Below are 18,343 nucleotides of genomic sequence, written 5' to 3'. Positions count from 1 at the left end.
TCAATATGTAAGTTCAATATTTTTTAATAGAAACCCAATATCACTCCAATATTTTTAGAAAGACTAATACTTTCTTTGTCCATTTTCGGTGGAAAGCGGACAAAATGGAGGAATGTAATTTTTCTATTGAAGAATTTGGAGATGTGGGGTGAGGATATGGGGAAGAAGCAGTTGAGGGGTTGGGTGGAACGTTAATATTCGATAGGAATGTAGTAGAGAGAACGTAATTTTTTATGGTATAATTCAATAGAAAATCAATAGTTTTATCCTAGCTTAATCTTGTTGCATCTCTTGCTATTCTGTCGGAACCCTTTATTTTAACTGGAACGGCGGAATATGGGTTTGAGGTGGGCAATTTATGGGCTATCTATTTTTGTTATACATAGGTAGAAAAAGGAATTAAGTTTATTTTTTACATAATTTGTAGGAGTAAAAGATAAGAAGACATGCAAAGAGAATGGGATGAAACTTTTAGTGTCTTTATTTTTAGGCTCATAAGATTTGGAAATGAGTTATTAATTTTAAAAGTTAACGGAGGTCTATTATGGAGAAAAAACAGTGCGACATGATACAGCCAAAGGGTATTAAGGAAAAGAAACTTGAAGTGATTGATGGATTCACGATAAAGTATCACGCAAACGGTAAAACGATATGGTCAAAGGGGAAAGTGGTTGGAGATCAGCCAGAAGGCTATTGGGAATGGTATCGTGCAGAAGGAACCATAAAACGTTCAGGGTATTTTGAAAATGGGAAGCCAGTTGGTGAGTGGATTACTTATGACAGCAAAGGTGAAAAATACAAAACGACTAATCGGGACAAGTAATAAATATTTTGGCAGCTTCACTGTTCCTGTAATAAGATCCCTTCCTTAAATAAAAATAACGTTCCGAATCCGAAGGCTTTTTCCGGTACTTTTCCAAGAAGAGCTTCGGGTTTTTATGGTTATAATAAAATTAAGGATTATTCCATTAACAAGGTCAGATTAAAGAATAATAAAATTCGTTATAATACTTAATTCAAATAATATGAATCCATACTTCCATTATTGAAATAAAGAAAAGGCGGTAGATGATGAAGAAATACATAAAGCTTATAGCTATCTTTGTTGCAATCAGTTTTATACTAATAGCTTGTAGTAACGATGATGAAAAATCAAACACTAACCAAGAAAATAATCAAGAAGAGAACCAGGAAAAAAAGGAAAATAAAGAAAATGAAAGTAGTTTAGTAGAAATGAATCGAAACATGATTATTTCCGCAGTAAAGGAATTTGTTATCGAATATGAAGAAAATACTTCCATTCAATTTCCTGAGGAAGACCAACACTATCAAATAGATGAAAATGATGATGAGATACAAAACATTGTAAGTGCATTTACTGGTAGATTATATAAAAACGTTTATTTTGTTGAGGGCAGTTATAGTCTAAATGATGAGGATCATGATTTTGAAATGATTCTATCATGGAATGATCCAGATTCGAAGCAACCATTACTTTTAAAATATAGCACAGAAGGAGAAACAAAATATAAATTAGAAGAAGCAGAAATACATATAGTAGAAAATGGGGAATTTATTGAACTTTAAAAAGAAAAGTGATTGAAGCAGGGGTTCTTTTGATTTTTATCTTGTTATTAGTTTATCATGCGCTTTAACGGAATAACCCAAACAGAAAATGATCAAACTTTTTATAAAAATTATATAATTGTTCAAATAGAGTAAATCTGTTTTGATCAATCTTTTTTTTAATGGATGCTTTTAATTTATCGTAAAATATGGGTTTCCGAGGTGGTTTTAATCTAACTTTATTTTAAAGTCACTATGTGTGTGAATTTGAAATAAAGTCATGGTGTTTATAAATAAATTGCGAAGCCTCTCCCCTTTGGATGTGATTATCTAAAGGGGTGTTTTTGTGTCAAAAAACATCCAAAATTGATAAATCGATTGATGAGGTTCTGAGAATGACAACGGGGTTTGATATAGTCAATCTTTGTAGAATTTTGGAAGATGAAGCATAGTAAGAAAAATAATAAATATTGGGCAGAACTATGGATGAATAAGTTGTTTCAATAAAAGAAGCTAATTTGTCATGATAACTAATGGATATTTCCGATAGAAGGCTAATAATACTTGACATTTCTTTAGAGCTGACTCCCAATTCCTTTTGAAATGTTCTTCTTATATTCCTTTCACTATAATTAACATCGCTTTAAAATTTGGATGCTAAAAGAGTAATAATGAAATAAGTCTTTCATTAACTGGTACTTTAGTTAAATCAGAGCAATCACTAAAATAAAGTTTTTGAGCTAAAGCGAGAAGATCAGTGCTAGAGGAAATAAAATGAAATCAAACAACTGAAATGGAAATATTATTCATAACATAAAAGAACTCCAATATAACAATGGAGTTCCTTTATTGCCAATTAATACTATTTAATCAAAAAACAAATTTTCAGTTTCAATTTTAAAGTTTTCAAATAAACTGGAAGTCGCTTTCTCATTCTCCTTGATTAAATCAAATTGCACCTCTCCATTTTCATCTAATTGATTATTCGAATAATAATATTGATATAAAGATAACCTTGTTCTTTAGGGAAGAGCAAAGAACAGGATTATTAGATTAATGGGCTTCACGAGGGGGATATTAAAGAAAATGAATAAAAAAACATATCTAAGTATAGAAGACATTATTTCATTACCAACCCTATCAGATACAAGCATAAGTGATGACGGTAAAAATGTAGCATTTGTGAAGAATGTATTTGGCAAGTAAAAAATGTATGAAATGGCATTTAAAAATGCATGCCACTTGTCGCCTCCAATTATTGCTGTATTAATGATTCTTTATAACGAAAACTCTCACCGTTAAAAAGTAGTAAATGTGAATGATGAATAAGTCGATCAATCACAGCCTCTGTTAATATTGGATCCCCAAAAACATGATTCCATTGTCCAAATTGAAGGTTGGTAGTAATCACCAAGCTTTTGTTTTCATAACACATAGATATCACCTGAAACAATAACTCTGCACCTTCTTTGTGAAGAGGAATATAGCCTAGTTCATCTAATATAAGTAAATCCAGTCTTTCAAGCTGTTTAATCAGCCTGGGGAGGGAACCATTTTGGTTCGCCTCTATTAATTTATTTGCTAAAGATGCCAACGTAAAGAACTTCACTTTGGTGCCATACCTATGTATGGCATTTAAGCTAATTAATGTTGCCAAATAAGTTTTCCCTGTGCCGACTCCACCATATAAAATCAGATTTTCCTTTTCATGAATAAATTCCCCTTGGAGGATCTTATCACGATCAATCCCTTGAGGGATTTGAATATGTTCCCATTGAAAAGGTTGGTCGCCTGTCTTTGGTAATTGTGCTTGCTTTAGTAATAAGTTCACTTTTCTTTCCTCTCTATTTTCAACCTCCCTTTCAAATAATTGAAGAAGATAGTCATAATTATTTTCAGCTTTAATTTCATGGTAATGCTCTCTTATCCAACTTAACTTCAAGCGTTTGGCATGTGCTTCAATTTGCTCTTTCATCAAGATACACCTCCGCTTTGAAGTAAAGAATCATAATGAGAAAGCCCTCTGGTTGCCGCAGGCATAGTTGGTAGATTAATAGCTGGACTTATCTCCTTATATGTATTGCTTTGATTTATTACAGTGTAAAAACAATGCTTGATTTGATCCGTACTTGGATGGCCATGAGATGAAGCCATCGTAAGAGCTTCATTGAGTAATGAAAAATCATCATTCTTTAAAAGTTCTCCTAATAGGCGTAAAGCATTTTTTTGTTCTTCTTCTGTACAGTTCTTTAAATAGTCCGTCCAAATAGATGGAAACTGGTTGTAAATACTTGAATATTTTATAGCTCTTGGTCGTTTGGACAATAAATCTAGATAAGGCTGCCAAATCATAGATTTCCGCCTTACACCATAGAGTCTGGTGTGTTTGGCAATCACTTCGTTATCTTCGTTCAAAATGGCAATTTCGTTATAAGTAATACGGACTCTAATTTTTTGTTGCGCAAACCTTGGAGATGTCGAATATTGTTTTGTATCTACATTGACGATTCCATATTTGTCTGATTTCAATTCCTCATATCGAGCACATTCAAATCCCTTTTCAGGCAACATAAGAAAGCTATTTAAATCCTCTTCAAACAATTTTGACTGAAGGATCTTTTTATCGTAATGTAGTCGATCACGATCTTTTTCTGCCATTTCCCATAATGTTTCATTGAAATGATCAACGTTTATAATCCTATTTTCCGGTAATAAAAAGTTGTTTCTTACATATTTCACCATGGCTTCTACATGGCCTTTTTCATTGCCTTTACCTGGATTACAAAACTCATACTGAAAACCAAAGTGTAATACAAAGCGTTCAAATGTATCTGTTAATTCACGTTCCCCTTTAGAAAATATTTTGTTCACTGCAGGGGATAAATTATCAAATCGTATCGTCTTCGGAACCCCGCCCATATGTTGAAACATCCGTTGTAAACCTTCCAATAAGCATTCTGTATTTTCCGAAGGAAAAACTTGAAAATAAAAGCTATTACTATACGGAAACGACATCACTAAGTACGGTAAATCGATCGTTTCTGAATCATAGTTAAATGGCCCAGTTCCAAAGTCAACTTGAGCTGTACCTGGTATAGATTCAAGAGGTAAGGCTGCTTCTGTCATCGATTCCTTTAATTCCTTTTTTCTTTTGGATACATAATCGCGTACAGTGCGGTCTGACCCTGTAAAGCTATGAAAATCTCTTAATTGCTCATACATTTTTTTAGCTGTTCTCTGATACTTCTTTTTCTTCTTTAAATCTTCTTTAATCCACTTATCTATAATGGGCTTAACTGGCTCCATTACCCGTGCTTTTCGTTTTTGCTTTTTCTTTCTTTTGAACTCTTCCTGATTTGCATACTTACTAACTGTACGTGGGTCAACTTCCATTCTCCTTGCCACATCGGCATAGGATTCACCTTTTTGATTTACCTCATGTCTGATATAATCAATTTGTGCCACTGCTAACATCTCCTAATAACCTCCTGTCGAACGTTGTTGGTCCAACGAGGAGTTTAAAGTTATTTGGAGGAGTTGGCAAGTGGCGTATTTAATTTATGTATGCCCTACGGGCCATACATAAATTAAATGCCAATCCCTACATTATTAGTTTGCCATAAACAAGAAGTCAGCTGACTGGAAAGACAATAAATATAGAAGCCAAGTTTGGATATGTGAAAAAGATAAGAGGAAGAGTTATCCAATAACAAGTGAGAATATCGATAGCACATATCCATTATGGTCTCCAGACTCCAGGGATATCGCATATCTTAGCCCAATTGGTGACAAGAATAATAAGAAAAACCAAATCTTTATTAAGTCAATAGAGAGTAATAGCAGGGTTCAAATTACTGATGAGAAAGAAGGGACCAGTAAATTCATATGGGAACCCACCGGTAAGGGATTTTATTATGTTTCACAGTCAAAAGAATCTGAGACAATAAAGAAACGAAAGGAACTATATGGAGATTTTAATCATGTAGGCAAGGAATACCGGAACAATTGCTTATATTACATTGAAATAGAAAAAGTAAAACAAAATGATAAGGATAGAAACAGGACATCCGTTGGTGCAGAAAATACTTCACAACCGCTATTTTTTAATACTTGATGCAGTTCTCCATGAAGAAAGGACGATATCCTTTGATGTTTTATACTTGGCGGGGGAGACATGTAAATAATTCCATCAATATATTCTAAAATTTCATCGGTTTGCTGTTGTTTCTCTTCGAATTCTTCATAGGTGTTGAAATTTTTATTTGTTAAACGCAATTCAATCACCATCCTTATTTAAAATCATAAGCGAATTCTTATTAAAAATAAACTGATACACTTATTAGTTTACCCCTGAATAAAGGAATTTATTTTGAACCTTACTTTCCAGGCATTTTTTTAATCAATAGCCACAACAGAAAGAACAACCCCATATAGCCAAACAACGGATACAATACCGACAGTAATTTCCCGTATCCCACCTGACTGATTAAAAAGATGGCAGACAGAATCAGCAAGACAGCATGCTGATAACGAAGATGGAATGCCGACTGCAGCTGACGTGTGATTCCAAATACATTCCCAACAACCGTGTTGAAAATCTCACCGTAAATAACAATTAAGAACAGAACGTGAATAAGCGTTCCAAAATGTTGAACGATCTCCGCCATTGGAATTTCATAAAGAAATGTTTCCGGAAAGACAGATAATAAAAAATGAATTGCTACCAGGAGAAAAAATAAAACCAACCCGCCCAAAAATCCGCCCCAGCGCAGGATATGCTCATCCTGGATTTCCTTCCCAAGCGGTACAAGGACGACTTGAGCTGTCATCAGATTAAATGCTGCATAGGCAAAAGGGGACCCTGCCCACGAAAGGTTGTCCGATAACTGAACAGGGAGAAGCTTTTCTGCCAGCAGATGTGGATGCTCGCCCGCAATGGAACCAGCTACAAACAGGACGAAAAGAATCATTAATGGCACAATGTAGGAGTTGATGGCAAATAATCCATTCAATCCTTTCATTACAACGATATAAGAAAGAATGAGTGTAATAATAATTCCCATTTGAAACGGAAGGCCAAGCTGTTCATGAAATACAGCGCCTGCTCCTGAAAGCATGACGGAAGTGACACCAATAACGACGATGAAAATAAAAAGGTTAACTACTCTGGCAATGCTTCTGCCGAATAAATATTCATTTAGTTCTTGATAAGAATAGGCCTGGATCCGGGCAGATATAATCATTATTTTTGTTCCAATCAGAATAAACAATATTCCACTGATTGCAATGCCGATAGTTCCTAAAGCTCCATAGACACTAAAAAATGTAACAATTTCTTTCCCGGAGGAAAACCCTGCCCCAATAACCGTTCCAACGTATGTAGCCGCTAACAGCAATATAGAAATTTTTCGATTCCGCATCACGCCACCTCCTCATCATTTGTATGATAAGGAGGACGAGTAAATACCAGCTTTTCAAATTTTCGCCTGAAAAAAGCGAAAAATGCTCCAGACGAAAACGAAAAACAATATATACCCAAAAAAAGAATAAGTATGATTCCAATCGGTATGATGGATAAACCATCCCAGATGTTCCGAGGCTTTTTCGATAAAAACCACAGCTATACCAATACCAAGAATCATGATGCACCGTGAAGGAAATCTCATCCGATCAGCCATATACAAAAATAGAACGGCAGAGACAGGAAGAACCAGCAGGGTAAATACAATATTAACCGAAAATATTTCTGGAAAGAGCCTCATAGGAAAGTGATACATGCCGATTCCGACAAAAAATAAGTCTAAGTAAGTCCCAACAAGGGAAGAAAAAAGAGCAGCTATGATATACGCCTGCCGTTCTTTATTCCTGTCTGAGAAAGATTGCTTTTTTTGCAAGGATGACAAGCTCGATTTTTTCCATTGCTTTGCAGTATTTTTCATGAATTTCCCCACCTGTATTTTTTTCGTCCTTTACTAAATAATCAATCACACTTAGATCGTCAAACCAGTCACCTTTTTCTGCCGGTGCGTGATCAACATATTTCCATGCATATTTCAACGGAGGACTATAAATTCGGGGAGCGCCTTTTTTACGTTCACAATGCTTTGTCCTTCGCTGGTATACCGTACCCGGAGCAGATTCATTCACAGAGTGGAACAAATCCTCCCAATAATCTGCTCTGGAGCCTGTATGAGGATGCTTTCCTGCCCATAACAGAATATCTTTTAAGACAGATGTGTGTTGAAAAAGGATGGCATATAAACGTTTCCCTAACATGATCCGCTCATGGAGAGAGCCGAAATGGTACAGCGTATCGCCAATCAATGCAGATTTCTTTTCTATTTCTCCATGCTGATAAAGCGGGAAAATAATATGGTTAAAACGCAAAAAATCATACAGTTTAAAACCTAATGTATCTAATACGGTTTCTTTAAAATGGGGATGATGCACCACTCTTTCTTCCAGATAGCTTTGTTCATTAATAATGGTTGCGATGGCTAACAGATAGCGGTCACCATACTCCCAGAAATGGTTCCATATCACTTCCATAAATACAGAGACGTTCAAGAAAGGAAGAAGGTGAAAAAGATTTCGATTCATTTTTACACTTTGCTGATACAGCAATAATTGCCGATAAACATCCTGGAATATTAACCAATTACCCCGCTCTAAAAATAAATAGAAGCTATTTTGTTCCTTTTCAGACAACAATCGCGCCAGGAGGTCACCCTTTAAATCAGTCATGTTCCAGCCGCCGTTCCGTGATACCATATGTCCTAATAAAGCCCAATGGATTTCAGGATGCTGTACATAAAAATCGAAGTAAGCCTGTGTTCGGGTTACATTATTTTTATTCCATTTATGTGTTATTTGATGAATGCTGTGAATTAACATTCTTTCCCCTTTTGGCAGCGTGTATAATGATAGGCCGTTTGCTTTTTGGTTCCTTTTCTTTTTCAGCTCTTTTTTTATATCAAGAATGGATCTTCCGAACGCTTTCTTCTTTTTGAAACAGCCAATCGTCATCCGGTCGCCTCCTTATCTAAGGAATATGCTTACACCGTGTGGCATATGTATAGAAAAATAGTTTCTATAAGAGAGGTTTTCTGATGAAAGAAAAGGTGGATGCAGAAATAAATCAACTGATTGACAGGCTTACAGAAGAACAGACACTTGACGGATCCTGGGCGTATCCCTTTGAAACGGGAATTTCAACAGATTGTTATATGATTATTCTCCTACGTACATTGGAAATGGATGATGAGAACCTCATCGATGCTCTGGTAAGCAGAATTCTTCGTAAACAAGGTAAAAATGGCGCATGGAAAATATTCCACGATGAAGCGGAAGGAAATCTCACAGCGACGGTAGAGGCCTGTTATGCACTCCTGTACTCCGGCCGACGAAAAAAGGAAGACAAGGAGATTCGTTTAGCAACAAGATTTATCCAGCAGCATGGCGGATTAAAAGAAATTAATATGTTTGCGAAGGTTATGTTGGCTCTGACAGGGCAGTACAAATGGCCGCGTTATCTTCCTGTTCCGGTTAAAATTATTCTTTTTCCGGTTTCCTTTCCTCTCAATATATTTGACTTATCACTGTACGCAAGGTCAAATTTGATCCCTATATTAATTACAGCAGATTATAAATTCAGCCGGAAAACAAAGCGTTCGCCCGATTTGTCCGATTTATTCCTGCAGCGGGGAGATGATGGCGATTGGGAAAAGGAGTTAAACAGCTGGCGTTCCTTTGATACTCCATTTCAACGGGGGATTAGCAGTCTGATAGGGCTGCCGGAACAGCTCCATGAATTGGCCTTGCAGCGTGCGGAGGGGTATATGTTAAACCGGACAGAGTCAGACGGCACGTTTTACAGCTATTTCAGTTCGACGTTTTTAATGATATTTGCTCTGATGGCCAGAGGATATTCGAAACAGGATCCGATTATTATCAAGGCTGTAGAGGGCCTGAAATCGTTTAAAACCAACATTGGAAAACAAACGCATATGCAGTATACGACAGCAAACGTCTGGAATACTGCTTTGATTAGTCATGCTTTGCAAAAGGCTGGCGTATCTTCGTCTACAGAGACAATTAAAAAGGCAAACCAATATTTACTGAAGCGGCAACAGATGAAATACGGCGATTGGGCTATCCATAATCAAGACGTGACACCTGGCGGATGGGGGTTCTCTAATATCAATACGATTAATCCCGATTTGGATGATACAACAGCTTCTTTACGGTCTATTCGTTCTTTAGCCCGCGAGGATCCCGTCTATCGTCAAGTCTGGGACCGTGGAATTTATTGGGCGGTCTCTATGCAGAATGATGATGGGGGCTGGCCTGCATTTGAGAAAAATGTGGATAATACATTGCTTTCCTGGCTGCCGATTGAAGGAGGAGGCTCGATGCTTTTGGATCCTTCAACGGCGGATTTAACGGGAAGGACATTGGAGTTTTTCGGAAATGATACCCATACAGATACGTATCAGCCCTTTATGAAACGAGGAGTGAAGTGGCTGCTGCAAAATCAGGAAAAGGACGGCTCCTGGTATGGCAGATGGGGAATCTGTTATATATACGGAACTTGGGCAGCTATTACAGGATTAGCCGCGGTTAAAACACGCAGTGATCACCCGCAAATTCAAAAAGCAATCCAATGGTTGTATACCATTCAAAATCAGGATGGCGGCTGGGGAGAATCTTGTAAAAGCGATATCGAGAAAAAGTATGTCCCGCTAAAGACGAGCACGCGTACACATACAGCCTGGGCGATAGATACATTGATTGCTGCAGAGGAAAAAGTAACACCGGAGATTGAGCGGGGAATTTCATATTTGCTTGAGACTTCGGAGAAAGATGATTGGACGACAGCCTATCCGAAGGGGCAGGGGCTGCCGGGAGGTTTTTATATTCACTACCATAGCTATGAATTTCTTTTTCCGTTGCTTGCTTTGGCGAATTATCGGGAGAAGTTTGGTTGAAGTAAGCATGCGGATGTGCAATAACGATAGAAATGTGTGAGGTGCAAGATATGATTCATATAGTTAAATCAGAGGAAACACTCCATCAAATAGCAAGGGATTATCGTATACCGATACAGACGATCATAAACGCTAATCCGACCGTAAATCCAAATGTCATTTATCCGGGACAGTCTATAATCATACCAGGCTTTCCTCCTGCCAATACACTTCCATATCAGATCGATATATCCGTCAATAATCGGAAGCTGGTTGTATTAAGGGATGGTGTGCAGCAAAAGGAATATCCTATTGCAGTGGGAGGAATACTGCATGGTACACCGATAGGAAATTATATTGTGATTAATAAAGCGCCCAATCCAGGCGGTCCATTCGGTACAATGTGGATGAGCTTGTCAAAGGAACACTACGGTATTCATGGAACGAACGATCCAAGTTCAATTGGCAAAGCTGTATCACATGGTTGTATTCGAATGTACAATCAGGATGTGGAGGAATTGGCGAGGACTATTCCAATTGGAACGCCGGTTTCTATACATCCGTAACCTGTTTAACCAATAACAATGAGAATGCCACCTGAAATGTCGGATGGCATTTTTGTATCTGTTTTTTATAGATAAACAGGTTACCGTTTTTAGCCTGCAAAAATTTTACCCGGACTTTTAATTGGATTATTATCGCTGACATATGTATTCTCTTTTAATGTAATACAATTGATACAGCACTATATACCAATGATAATGCTATAATAATATTAAACGTTTTCCTTATTATTTTTCAATCTATTGAATTTAATTACGATATTGTCCAGAATAGGAGAGCTGTCAAATGACAAACTACTATTACTTAGCATCAGACCAAAAGATGGGACAAAGTAATGGAACGCTTGATTTTACAGAAATCAATGAAGTTATTCCAGGGTTTGATTATCTAGTTCAGATTGAAATATATAATGACTTGGGAAAAGAATGGGAGCTCCGGGCGTTATTACAATATATCCGCAATCACACAGAATCTTATAAAGTTTGTACAGTGCAAATAGCACATTTAATCAGCTCAAATCATTTTGAGTTGAAGGTGCGGAGAAAATCAAAAGTACTGTTACATGAAATTGCTGATCCGATGCAATTGCTGCTGCAGGAAGGGGATTTATTGACGATCCAAAAAGTCCCGGCAGAAAGATCACTATCCTTAAGTTATTGTTGTGAAAATAAAGAACCCGACGATTTAAAGATGGAAGGAGATATGGGCGCAGATCCATTTTGGTGTAACAGGTGCGGCAGTAATCTCGATATAAAAGATATTCCGATTTCAAGTCAATTAGAAGAAGAATTACTATCTTGGGCAGCGAAGTATGGAGAATGGATAGATTGGGATACTGATAAATTACTTCCTGACGGGATTGAAATGGAAGATAAATTCAACCGCAGAGGCTTTGCTTTAATGAAAAAAGTGAAGCAAGAAATGGGAAGCAGTTATAATATAAGCTTTATACCATCTGCCAGTACAAGGTTTTATGATCAAAGTGAAAATGATTTTTCAAAATAAGGGGACAACTTTGGATAAAGATTATAGGAAGGAGTATTAAAATGATAGTATTGCAAAAAGACGCAAAGGGAACAACGTATCAAGATTTAATAGATGTATGCTTTGATATATGTGATCAATTTCACCTTGTTCTAAGAAAGGATATGGGTCCTTTAAAGAGCTTTGATACGTTTTTAAAAACAATTGATTCTGCTTTAATTACCATGAAAGAAGAGTCCGAGTGGGCAAGTACGATTTTAGGCGATGGGCAAACAGCTATGGTGTATTACTACCATACAAAGGATGAAAAGGTTAAAAGAATTATTAAAGAAAAAGTTACATCTTTATATGAGTGGGAGATGCCGGAGCATCCTGAAGACTTATCGTTTTTCAAAAATGGGGAAGTCTGGCTTGCCACAACCAGTCATGAAGAAGAGTGTTATATTTTCCCTGGAAGTGAAGAAGAGACTAATAGAATAATGAATATAAAAGGAATAGCTGCTGCGATTGAAGAAGATGAATGATGAAAAGACAGGCCAGACATTCGGACATTAAGAAAAAGAATTTGATCAATACCTTAACCAGCGTTATTTTCCGCAGCTTCCAGCACACGTTTCTCCTTCTCGCTCTCAAGCCCTGCTTTCCAGTCTCCATTCCGCTCATGTAAGCTCCATTCGAGTGTATCCAAAACCGTTTCCTGCATTGGACGAAAGCTTAATCCTGCTTCTATAGCCCTCTCATTGTTCACATCCAACATCCCATTCATATTTAAAGAATCAGGAAGCCAAAATGGAAGTTCTACCCAGGGCTGAATTTGATTTTCTTGTAAAACAGATTCCTCTGCCCAGCAAAGCTCTGTATTTGCTGGTGAAACTAATTTTTTGCAAGTTAAAATAAAGTCTTTAAATCCGAAATCCTCTTTCGGGCCAGTTGCATTAAATGTTCCTTTTACTCCGTACTCAATAGCCTTAATAATCCATGATGCCAAATCACGCACATCAATAAACTGCACCTTTTTATTATCACTGACATTTGGGACGAGAATTCTCCCGCCCTGATGCATTCTCCATGGCCAATAGGTAAAGCGATCTGTCGGGTCGTCTGGTCCAACAATAAGACCTGGCCGGACAATAAGTGAGTTATCATAAAATTCCCTGTTTACAATGACCTCGCAAGTAACCTTATTGCTGCCGTAGTCACCTTTATCCAGTTCATTGAGTGCATCGGTTTCACAAACAGGTCCTTTATTCAGATGCTTATATGCGTTGATGCTGGAGATGTAAATATAAGTATTGCAACGATCCTTTAATTGATTTACCGAGCGCTCTACATCATTTGGATCTGTACCTGGATCAATCACCACGTCCCAGTGATCTGTAAGTTTTTCGATATCGTCTGTACTGCGATCACCAGCAATATGCGTGACGCCTGGTACATCTTTTAGAAATTCCGGGTTTGTTTTTCCACGATTGAATAATATGATATCCATTCCTTTATTCAAAGCCTGTTCTGCGATATGTTTTCCTAAAAATAACGTGCCGCCCAGCAATAGTACTTTCATTAGCCCAATCCCTCCCTTAATTAAGATAGAGTCCGCAATTCGCTGCTTCCCTGGCCGGTATAAAGTAACTAAGCTGCCATTTTACAATCTAACGTAGAGTTAGCTTGCTGCTGTTGTACATATAAGGCTGGAATACACACATTGTCAGTAAGAAGACTGGCAAGAAGCTGTATATCTCCTTTTTCTAAGGCTTGGCTATACAATTGGACACGAAGTGCTTCTTCTTCATCTAAAGCGTGGACCTCTTCTATATTGCCGCGAACCTCACTAATTACCTTCTGCCTTGCCCGAAAAAGGGCTGCCTTCACAGCTCCAACACTCATATTTGTTAAAAATGCTATTTCTTTCAGGCTGCATCTGCATACATCTGATAGAAGAAATAATATTTGCTGGTTTATGGTTAGTCTGGTGACAAGCGTATTTAAAACATGTGTGAAATTTAAGGAAGTCACTAATTCAGTAGAGTCCCCAAACTGTTGACAATTGTCTTCATAAGGAATGGTTGAAAATTTCCGTTTGCGAGTCTCATCAATCCATGTATTTTTTGCAATGGTGGTAAAGTATGCCTTTGACAGTGATTTAGGCTTCTTTTTCCAACCTATGTAGGCTTTTATCCAGGTTGTCTGCATAAGATCCTCAGCATCATGGGGGTTATTGGTAAAACGCAAGCAAGCCTTCCATATTGAAGAAGCATAGTCTTCCCAAGCCTGATTAAACTTTTGATTCATGATTTACACTCCTTTTTAAGTGCTCCTTTCACTTTCTTTAACGAAGAACAGGAAGAAAAGGATACGGTTTTGGGGTAAAATATTTGAATATAGAAAAGTTGTGCTGATTATTAATTATATTATCAACATTATTGCGGATATGTGCAGCATTCACAAGTAATATAGAACATGGATGTAAATTCAGCCTGTTACGCTTTTTTATTCGTTGCATTTTGTTAGAGACTGAGAAGCTTGAATCATTTTGAAATTTGTGTATAATAGTAAGGAATTAAATGAATAGAGCTACTCAAATGTTTTCTAGGGTTCCGCAATTCTAATATTGGTCTGGTCCGAGAGAAAACTCACAGTAAACTTGCTGTGCCACGGAGGGATAAAAGCCCGGGAGAAACTGTATCTACAGTTATCTCTCAGGGCTTTTTTGTTTTTTTAGACTTTTTTGGTAAGAATAAAATTGGAGGTGTTTTCGTTGAGTCGAAACTGGATTAAAGTGTTTATTGCCGCCTTTTTGGAGATTTTTTGGGTGATTGGATTGACCCATTCTTATGATTTTTGGACCTGGACTGGAACAATAATTGCTATTATCATCAGTAATTATTTAATGATTACAGCAGCACAGGTACTTCCAGCTGGAACAGTCTATGCCGTTTTTGTAGGCTTAGGTACAGCAGGTACGGTTATTGCGGGGATTTTTTTCTTTGGAGAAGCATTTCAATGGATGAAAATTATTTTAATAGCAGTACTATTATCAGGAGTGATGGGATTGAAATTAGTTACACCTGATAAGGAAAAGAAAGGAGCTAAATCCTGATGGCCTGGTTTACTTTAATTATAGCGGGATTACTGGAGACATTTGGTGTTGCGATGATCAATCAGCTTTCTGTAAAGCGGAATGTACAAACCGTTGTTTTACTCATCTTAGGATTTGGTTCCAGTCTTGCTTTACTCAGTTATTCATTGCGATTCATTCCGATGGGTACCGGTTATGCCATTTGGACTGGAATTGGTGTAGTTGGCGGGGCTCTTATTGGAATGATATTTTATGGTGAATCAAAGGATTGGAAGAGGCTGGTTTTTATAACACTGGTTTTATGCTCGGTGATTGGGCTTAAGCTTATATCGTAATATTATGAGAGATATAAAGAAATGACCGAATTATGAGTAGCTCAAGTAGAAAAATCCTAAAATTATATTTTTGTGAGCCTGTTTTGAGCAATTTTTCAAAAGCAGGCTCTTTTTTTCAGAAGGAGCCTTTTATCAATTCATTTTTAATATACTCTATTTTAGCCAGGTGCAGTTTAGTGTAAACTGAATTTATAAGGGGTATTAAAACTAATTTATGGAAGTTTGCTAAATAAACAGAATGGCAGAAGAGTACAATTAGGAGATGAGAGGAGGGAGAAGATGACATATCATTTTAACGTTATGACACAGGAGCAAGCGGTAAATATTGCGTTTAACTGGAAAAGGCAATGGAAAGAAATGCTTAATGGAAGTCATTAACTTTATTCAATCAGAATTTAAGCCGGAAAGAATCACATTATCTGTAGCGACCTTTAATCAAAGAGCTATAAAGCTATACAGAAAAATTGGCTTTAAGGATGTAGCGACTTTTATGCAAGATACAAATGGCGACACATTTGAGTCTCTAAAGATGGAATATAAATACTGATAATTCTTGTTAAAATATCTGATTATTAAATTATATCTGTTTGTAAGCTTATTATCGGTTACATAGCATGGCTGAAATTAATTAACGTGATATTGCAGTCACCGTACCATTTTGCATTGGATTGTTACGTGGACTGGTGAAATGATTGAAGACAATCATTATTTCGAGTACTACAAAAAGTTTTTTCAATAAGGCTGAAACTAAATAGCGCAGCATTCGTCTATTTAAGTAAAGAGGAGGGCCATTCATGAAAAAGCGATTACTTTTTATTTTATTCATCCTTTTTCTGAGCGCATGCAGCCAAGCTGAGGAACCAAATGAACCGGAGCCGGCTCAAGTCGATCCTGCTGCAAGTATGCCAGAGAATATGCCGGATGATTTTGACTTTTCGGTTCAGTTTGGTGTAGGAAAAAATAATGAAGTCAACACTTTTGAAGGTACAGTGACGAAGGATTTAATAGCAGATGGGACAGCAACAACAGAGGTTACCTTAACAGAGGAAGAAATGAAAGCTGTTTATGAGAAAATGAAAGAAATCAATATTGTTGAAACGAAGGAATTTACACCTGAGCCTGTAAACGGAACGATGTGCAATATAGAGCCGCATGAAGATGACGAGTGGGAAATTATTATTGATGGTGAAACAATAACACATTCTGTTTCAGGAGCCTACTGTGATCCAACTGAAGATGCAGAGCAGTTAATTGGATTGCGCGATAATGTATTTAGCATTATCAGAGGGAAGGAAGCGTATAAAGAGCTGCCAGATGCTAAAGGCGGGTATGACTAAAGGTTAGACAAGGTATCTGATGTGTTTCTTTATAACCCAGCAGGCTTATTGAATAACATAGCAGCAGATGCCATTTGTATCATAAATTTTAATGTAGAGGATGGACGAATTGCGCGAAAAAGATCTACAAAACTGGGAAAATGGCGTGCGAAATATGGAACGATCGTAATTGCATTAAGCTGTTTCGGGAGTCTCGTTATAAGCTGGGGAATTAATTGGATTCTCACTGGCATATTAGTATTAGGAGTACTGATTTGTGGCACGATAGGAATTTTTGATATCAAGAGAAGTATAGTGGAAGAAAATAATCAAGTTTGATTGTGGAACAGTTTAAAAGAACGTAAAATGAATGATTAAGAATAAATGTACACAGGAAATTTAAATGAGGTTTTCAAAGATTAGAGTAATAAATCAATAGAGTTAAAGGAATATATATCCAGCCTTCGATGGACTTATGTTAGATCGCAGAATACGAATATGGGGGAAGAAATAGACGTATGTCAGAAAATGAAAATGATTCCTTTCGTGATAAGAACGTAAAGGAAAAAATAATAGTAATTATAGGAATAACGCTACTTATTGTTTTGGCAGTGGGCTTTGTATTTGGGCTTTTTTTCTTTGGCATGGCAGGGGTTTTTAAATTGCTCGGTGTTCAGTATGACTCAATTTGGTCCTTGGTTATTTTTGTTATCTGCATGTTTGGTGTAGGCCTCATACTTGAAGTGGTTACAAAATCAATTTTCGTGTTGTCTACCCGAAATATGACGGAAAAAACAAAGATACTTCTTATCCGGATTATTATTGAATTCACATCGAATTGGCTTGTCCTGTTTACCGTGGACGAGTTGATGAATAGTATTACGCTTTCTGTGCAAACAGAGGTTGTGATTGCAGCATTGCTTACCGCAATCGAAATTATTTTTGATGATGACGACAAAGAGGATGAAGAAACAATAAATGAAACGAGGAACTAAATATGATCGGTTTACTTAATGTTGGCAGTCTCATGCTTGGACTGATTGCGTGGATACTTCCTGCTCTTGGCTGCTTATTATTTATGCTCACTAAGTTATTTAAAAAATTTGATGACATTACAGTTAAAAACAAATTAATATTATCCATTCCTGCTTTTATTATAACGGTATTCTTTCTGGGGATTATATTATCGAGTTTTGATATACAATAATCTTCTAAACTGGAGAAGCATTCGAATGAAACAAATAAGAATATTAAAATGAGCTATAAAAAAAGAATCTAGTTTATTAATGTATTTATAAGTCTATACAAGAAATATGTAGTCTCTAATTAATCGAGATTCAAGATAATGCCAAATACATTCGAATAAAGAAATTCAAAGCCAATTAAAGCAATGGGTTGCTGATTCCTCTAATTTTATATACCTGTTTTAATGTGCGAAAGTAAGGTGTTATATGTTATTTAATTAAGCTGCAAACTATACTGGTACCATTATCTGCGTAATATTAACAGAGTGAAAAAGGAATTTAATTACGCATA

The 18,343-nt window shown here is 36.7% G+C and carries 22 protein-coding genes, 1 pseudogene and 1 riboswitch; of the genes and pseudogenes, 14 read left to right on the top strand and 9 right to left on the bottom strand.

Going from position 1 to position 18,343, the window contains the following annotated elements; translation table 11 throughout:
- The first annotated feature begins 544 nt into the window (after nt 1–544).
- Together BN1068_RS22270 and BN1068_RS22265 are read left to right on the top strand one after the other, a co-directional pair.
- The gene (locus BN1068_RS22270; protein WP_077604985.1) at nt 545–823 is read left to right on the top strand and encodes a toxin-antitoxin system YwqK family antitoxin; all 279 of its coding nucleotides are present in this window, start codon (nt 545–547) and stop codon (nt 821–823) included.
- Nucleotides 824–1,071: 248 nt separating this feature from the next.
- Nucleotides 1,072–1,587, top strand: coding sequence for a hypothetical protein (locus BN1068_RS22265; protein ID WP_077604984.1), 516 nt, complete (start codon nt 1,072–1,074; stop codon nt 1,585–1,587).
- A gap of 1,234 nt (nt 1,588–2,821) precedes the next feature.
- Here the strand turns inward: BN1068_RS22265 and istB are convergent.
- Nucleotides 2,822–3,541, bottom strand: a complete 720-nt coding sequence (gene istB / locus BN1068_RS22260) for an IS21-like element helper ATPase IstB (protein ID WP_064467641.1) — start codon at nt 3,539–3,541, stop codon at nt 2,822–2,824.
- Nucleotides 3,541–5,040, bottom strand: coding sequence for an IS21 family transposase (gene istA, locus BN1068_RS22255; protein WP_077112926.1), 1,500 nt, complete (start codon nt 5,038–5,040; stop codon nt 3,541–3,543). Before istA ends, istB begins: the two co-directional genes overlap by 1 nt.
- Nucleotides 5,041–5,182: 142 nt before the next feature.
- On the opposite strand from istA, the pseudogene BN1068_RS22250 reads away from it, so the two are divergent.
- Nucleotides 5,183–5,635, top strand: a pseudogene (locus tag BN1068_RS22250) (TolB family protein); the annotation flags it as partial.
- Here BN1068_RS22250 and BN1068_RS22245 read toward each other — a convergent pair.
- The 4 genes from BN1068_RS22245 to BN1068_RS22230 form a co-directional block, all read right to left on the bottom strand.
- Nucleotides 5,581–5,853 (bottom strand): Uma2 family endonuclease, encoded by a 273-nt coding sequence (locus BN1068_RS22245; protein ID WP_254846857.1) that lies wholly within the window; start codon nt 5,851–5,853, stop codon nt 5,581–5,583. The pseudogene BN1068_RS22250 and the gene BN1068_RS22245 sit on opposite strands and share 55 nt — an antisense overlap.
- 89 nt (nt 5,854–5,942) lie before the next feature.
- Nucleotides 5,943–6,986: a YkvI family membrane protein gene (locus BN1068_RS22240; RefSeq protein WP_077604982.1), complete on the bottom strand. Its 1,044-nt coding sequence runs from the start codon at nt 6,984–6,986 to the stop codon at nt 5,943–5,945.
- Nucleotides 6,987–7,040: 54 nt separating this feature from the next.
- Nucleotides 7,041–7,505, bottom strand: a complete 465-nt coding sequence (locus tag BN1068_RS22235; RefSeq protein ID WP_077604981.1) for a CBO0543 family protein — start codon at nt 7,503–7,505, stop codon at nt 7,041–7,043.
- The gene (locus BN1068_RS22230) at nt 7,426–8,592 is read right to left on the bottom strand and encodes a DUF2515 domain-containing protein (RefSeq protein WP_077604980.1); all 1,167 of its coding nucleotides are present in this window, start codon (nt 8,590–8,592) and stop codon (nt 7,426–7,428) included. The genes BN1068_RS22235 and BN1068_RS22230 overlap by 80 nt, the downstream gene beginning before the upstream one ends.
- Before the next feature lie 83 nt (nt 8,593–8,675).
- Here BN1068_RS22230 and shc point away from each other — a divergent pair, with 83 nt between their 5' ends.
- Nucleotides 8,676–10,553 (top strand): squalene--hopene cyclase, encoded by a 1,878-nt coding sequence (shc, locus tag BN1068_RS22225; protein WP_077604979.1) that lies wholly within the window; start codon nt 8,676–8,678, stop codon nt 10,551–10,553.
- 50 nt (nt 10,554–10,603) lie between these two features.
- Entirely contained in the window at nt 10,604–11,098 is a 495-nt protein-coding gene (locus tag BN1068_RS22220; protein WP_077604978.1) for a L,D-transpeptidase family protein, read from the top strand.
- Here BN1068_RS22220 and BN1068_RS23795 read toward each other — a convergent pair.
- Entirely contained in the window at nt 11,085–11,240 is a 156-nt protein-coding gene (locus tag BN1068_RS23795; RefSeq protein ID WP_175637228.1) for a hypothetical protein, read from the bottom strand. The genes BN1068_RS22220 and BN1068_RS23795 overlap by 14 nt on opposite strands.
- Nucleotides 11,241–11,381: 141 nt before the next feature.
- On the opposite strand from BN1068_RS23795, the gene BN1068_RS24135 reads away from it, so the two are divergent.
- A complete protein-coding gene (locus BN1068_RS24135) occupies nt 11,382–12,101 on the top strand; it encodes a hypothetical protein (RefSeq protein WP_254846856.1) in 720 nt (239 codons plus the stop codon).
- A gap of 41 nt (nt 12,102–12,142) precedes the next feature.
- The gene (locus tag BN1068_RS22210; RefSeq protein WP_077604977.1) at nt 12,143–12,604 is read left to right on the top strand and encodes a stage III sporulation protein AH; all 462 of its coding nucleotides are present in this window, start codon (nt 12,143–12,145) and stop codon (nt 12,602–12,604) included.
- Between the two features lie 53 nt (nt 12,605–12,657).
- Here the strand turns inward: BN1068_RS22210 and BN1068_RS22205 are convergent, their stop codons facing one another.
- Both BN1068_RS22205 and BN1068_RS22200 read right to left on the bottom strand, forming a co-directional pair.
- Nucleotides 12,658–13,641 carry an NAD-dependent epimerase/dehydratase family protein gene (locus BN1068_RS22205; protein ID WP_077604976.1) on the bottom strand — a complete coding sequence of 328 codons (984 nt, stop codon included), beginning with the start codon at nt 13,639–13,641 and terminating at the stop codon, nt 12,658–12,660.
- A gap of 68 nt (nt 13,642–13,709) precedes the next feature.
- Entirely contained in the window at nt 13,710–14,369 is a 660-nt protein-coding gene (locus BN1068_RS22200; RefSeq protein ID WP_077604975.1) for an RNA polymerase sigma factor, read from the bottom strand.
- 286 nt (nt 14,370–14,655) lie between these two features.
- Nucleotides 14,656–14,756, top strand: a riboswitch (guanidine-I (ykkC/yxkD leader).
- A gap of 79 nt (nt 14,757–14,835) precedes the next feature.
- On the opposite strand from BN1068_RS22200, the gene BN1068_RS22195 reads away from it, so the two are divergent.
- The 7 genes from BN1068_RS22195 (at nt 14,836) to BN1068_RS22165 (ending at nt 18,014) form a co-directional block, all read left to right on the top strand.
- Nucleotides 14,836–15,177 carry a DMT family transporter gene (locus BN1068_RS22195; RefSeq protein WP_077604974.1) on the top strand — a complete coding sequence of 114 codons (342 nt, stop codon included), beginning with the start codon at nt 14,836–14,838 and terminating at the stop codon, nt 15,175–15,177.
- On the top strand, nt 15,177–15,491 hold the full coding sequence (locus tag BN1068_RS22190; protein WP_077604973.1) for a DMT family transporter: 315 nt from the start codon (nt 15,177–15,179) through the stop codon (nt 15,489–15,491). The genes BN1068_RS22195 and BN1068_RS22190 overlap by 1 nt, the downstream gene beginning before the upstream one ends.
- A 364-nt stretch (nt 15,492–15,855) precedes the next feature.
- A complete protein-coding gene (locus tag BN1068_RS24390) occupies nt 15,856–16,038 on the top strand; it encodes a GNAT family N-acetyltransferase (protein WP_175637235.1) in 183 nt (60 codons plus the stop codon).
- A gap of 247 nt (nt 16,039–16,285) precedes the next feature.
- Nucleotides 16,286–16,828, top strand: a complete 543-nt coding sequence (locus BN1068_RS22180; RefSeq protein ID WP_077604972.1) for a hypothetical protein — start codon at nt 16,286–16,288, stop codon at nt 16,826–16,828.
- A 48-nt stretch (nt 16,829–16,876) separates the two neighbouring features.
- Complete coding sequence (locus BN1068_RS22175) at nt 16,877–17,146, top strand: hypothetical protein (RefSeq protein WP_254846855.1); 270 nt, start codon at nt 16,877–16,879, stop codon at nt 17,144–17,146.
- Between the two features lie 179 nt (nt 17,147–17,325).
- Nucleotides 17,326–17,802 (top strand): YrvL family regulatory protein, encoded by a 477-nt coding sequence (locus BN1068_RS22170; protein ID WP_077604971.1) that lies wholly within the window; start codon nt 17,326–17,328, stop codon nt 17,800–17,802.
- 2 nt (nt 17,803–17,804) lie between these two features.
- Complete coding sequence (locus tag BN1068_RS22165) at nt 17,805–18,014, top strand: hypothetical protein (RefSeq protein WP_077604970.1); 210 nt, start codon at nt 17,805–17,807, stop codon at nt 18,012–18,014.
- The last annotated feature ends 329 nt before the right edge of the window (nt 18,015–18,343 follow it).

Source organism: Oceanobacillus sojae (assembly GCF_900162665.1).
In the GTDB taxonomy this organism is placed as follows: Bacteria; Bacillota; Bacilli; order Bacillales; family Amphibacillaceae; genus Oceanobacillus; species Oceanobacillus sojae_A.
The sequence above is the reverse complement of the archived record's forward strand: the minus strand, read 5'-3'. Positions and strand labels throughout refer to the sequence as shown.

Excerpts from the sequence above, each read along its gene's own strand:
- BN1068_RS22270 (WP_077604985.1), top strand. The coding sequence starts at position 545 with ATGGAGAAAAAACAGTGCGACATGATACAGCCAAAGGGTATTAAGGAA.
- BN1068_RS22265 (WP_077604984.1), top strand. The coding sequence starts at position 1,072 with ATGAAGAAATACATAAAGCTTATAGCTATCTTTGTTGCAATCAGTTTT.
- istB (WP_064467641.1), bottom strand. The coding sequence starts at position 3,541 with ATGAAAGAGCAAATTGAAGCACATGCCAAACGCTTGAAGTTAAGTTGG.
- istA (WP_077112926.1), bottom strand. The coding sequence starts at position 5,040 with ATGTTAGCAGTGGCACAAATTGATTATATCAGACATGAGGTAAATCAA.
- BN1068_RS22245 (WP_254846857.1), bottom strand. The coding sequence starts at position 5,853 with ATGGTGATTGAATTGCGTTTAACAAATAAAAATTTCAACACCTATGAA.
- BN1068_RS22240 (WP_077604982.1), bottom strand. The coding sequence starts at position 6,986 with ATGCGGAATCGAAAAATTTCTATATTGCTGTTAGCGGCTACATACGTT.
- BN1068_RS22235 (WP_077604981.1), bottom strand. The coding sequence starts at position 7,505 with ATGAAAAATACTGCAAAGCAATGGAAAAAATCGAGCTTGTCATCCTTG.
- BN1068_RS22230 (WP_077604980.1), bottom strand. The coding sequence starts at position 8,592 with ATGACGATTGGCTGTTTCAAAAAGAAGAAAGCGTTCGGAAGATCCATT.
- shc (WP_077604979.1), top strand. The coding sequence starts at position 8,676 with ATGAAAGAAAAGGTGGATGCAGAAATAAATCAACTGATTGACAGGCTT.
- BN1068_RS22220 (WP_077604978.1), top strand. The coding sequence starts at position 10,604 with ATGATTCATATAGTTAAATCAGAGGAAACACTCCATCAAATAGCAAGG.
- BN1068_RS23795 (WP_175637228.1), bottom strand. The coding sequence starts at position 11,240 with ATGTCAGCGATAATAATCCAATTAAAAGTCCGGGTAAAATTTTTGCAG.
- BN1068_RS24135 (WP_254846856.1), top strand. The coding sequence starts at position 11,382 with ATGACAAACTACTATTACTTAGCATCAGACCAAAAGATGGGACAAAGT.
- BN1068_RS22210 (WP_077604977.1), top strand. The coding sequence starts at position 12,143 with ATGATAGTATTGCAAAAAGACGCAAAGGGAACAACGTATCAAGATTTA.
- BN1068_RS22205 (WP_077604976.1), bottom strand. The coding sequence starts at position 13,641 with ATGAAAGTACTATTGCTGGGCGGCACGTTATTTTTAGGAAAACATATC.
- BN1068_RS22200 (WP_077604975.1), bottom strand. The coding sequence starts at position 14,369 with ATGAATCAAAAGTTTAATCAGGCTTGGGAAGACTATGCTTCTTCAATA.
- BN1068_RS22190 (WP_077604973.1), top strand. The coding sequence starts at position 15,177 with ATGGCCTGGTTTACTTTAATTATAGCGGGATTACTGGAGACATTTGGT.
- BN1068_RS24390 (WP_175637235.1), top strand. The coding sequence starts at position 15,856 with ATGGAAGTCATTAACTTTATTCAATCAGAATTTAAGCCGGAAAGAATC.
- BN1068_RS22180 (WP_077604972.1), top strand. The coding sequence starts at position 16,286 with ATGAAAAAGCGATTACTTTTTATTTTATTCATCCTTTTTCTGAGCGCA.
- BN1068_RS22170 (WP_077604971.1), top strand. The coding sequence starts at position 17,326 with ATGTCAGAAAATGAAAATGATTCCTTTCGTGATAAGAACGTAAAGGAA.
- BN1068_RS22165 (WP_077604970.1), top strand. The coding sequence starts at position 17,805 with ATGATCGGTTTACTTAATGTTGGCAGTCTCATGCTTGGACTGATTGCG.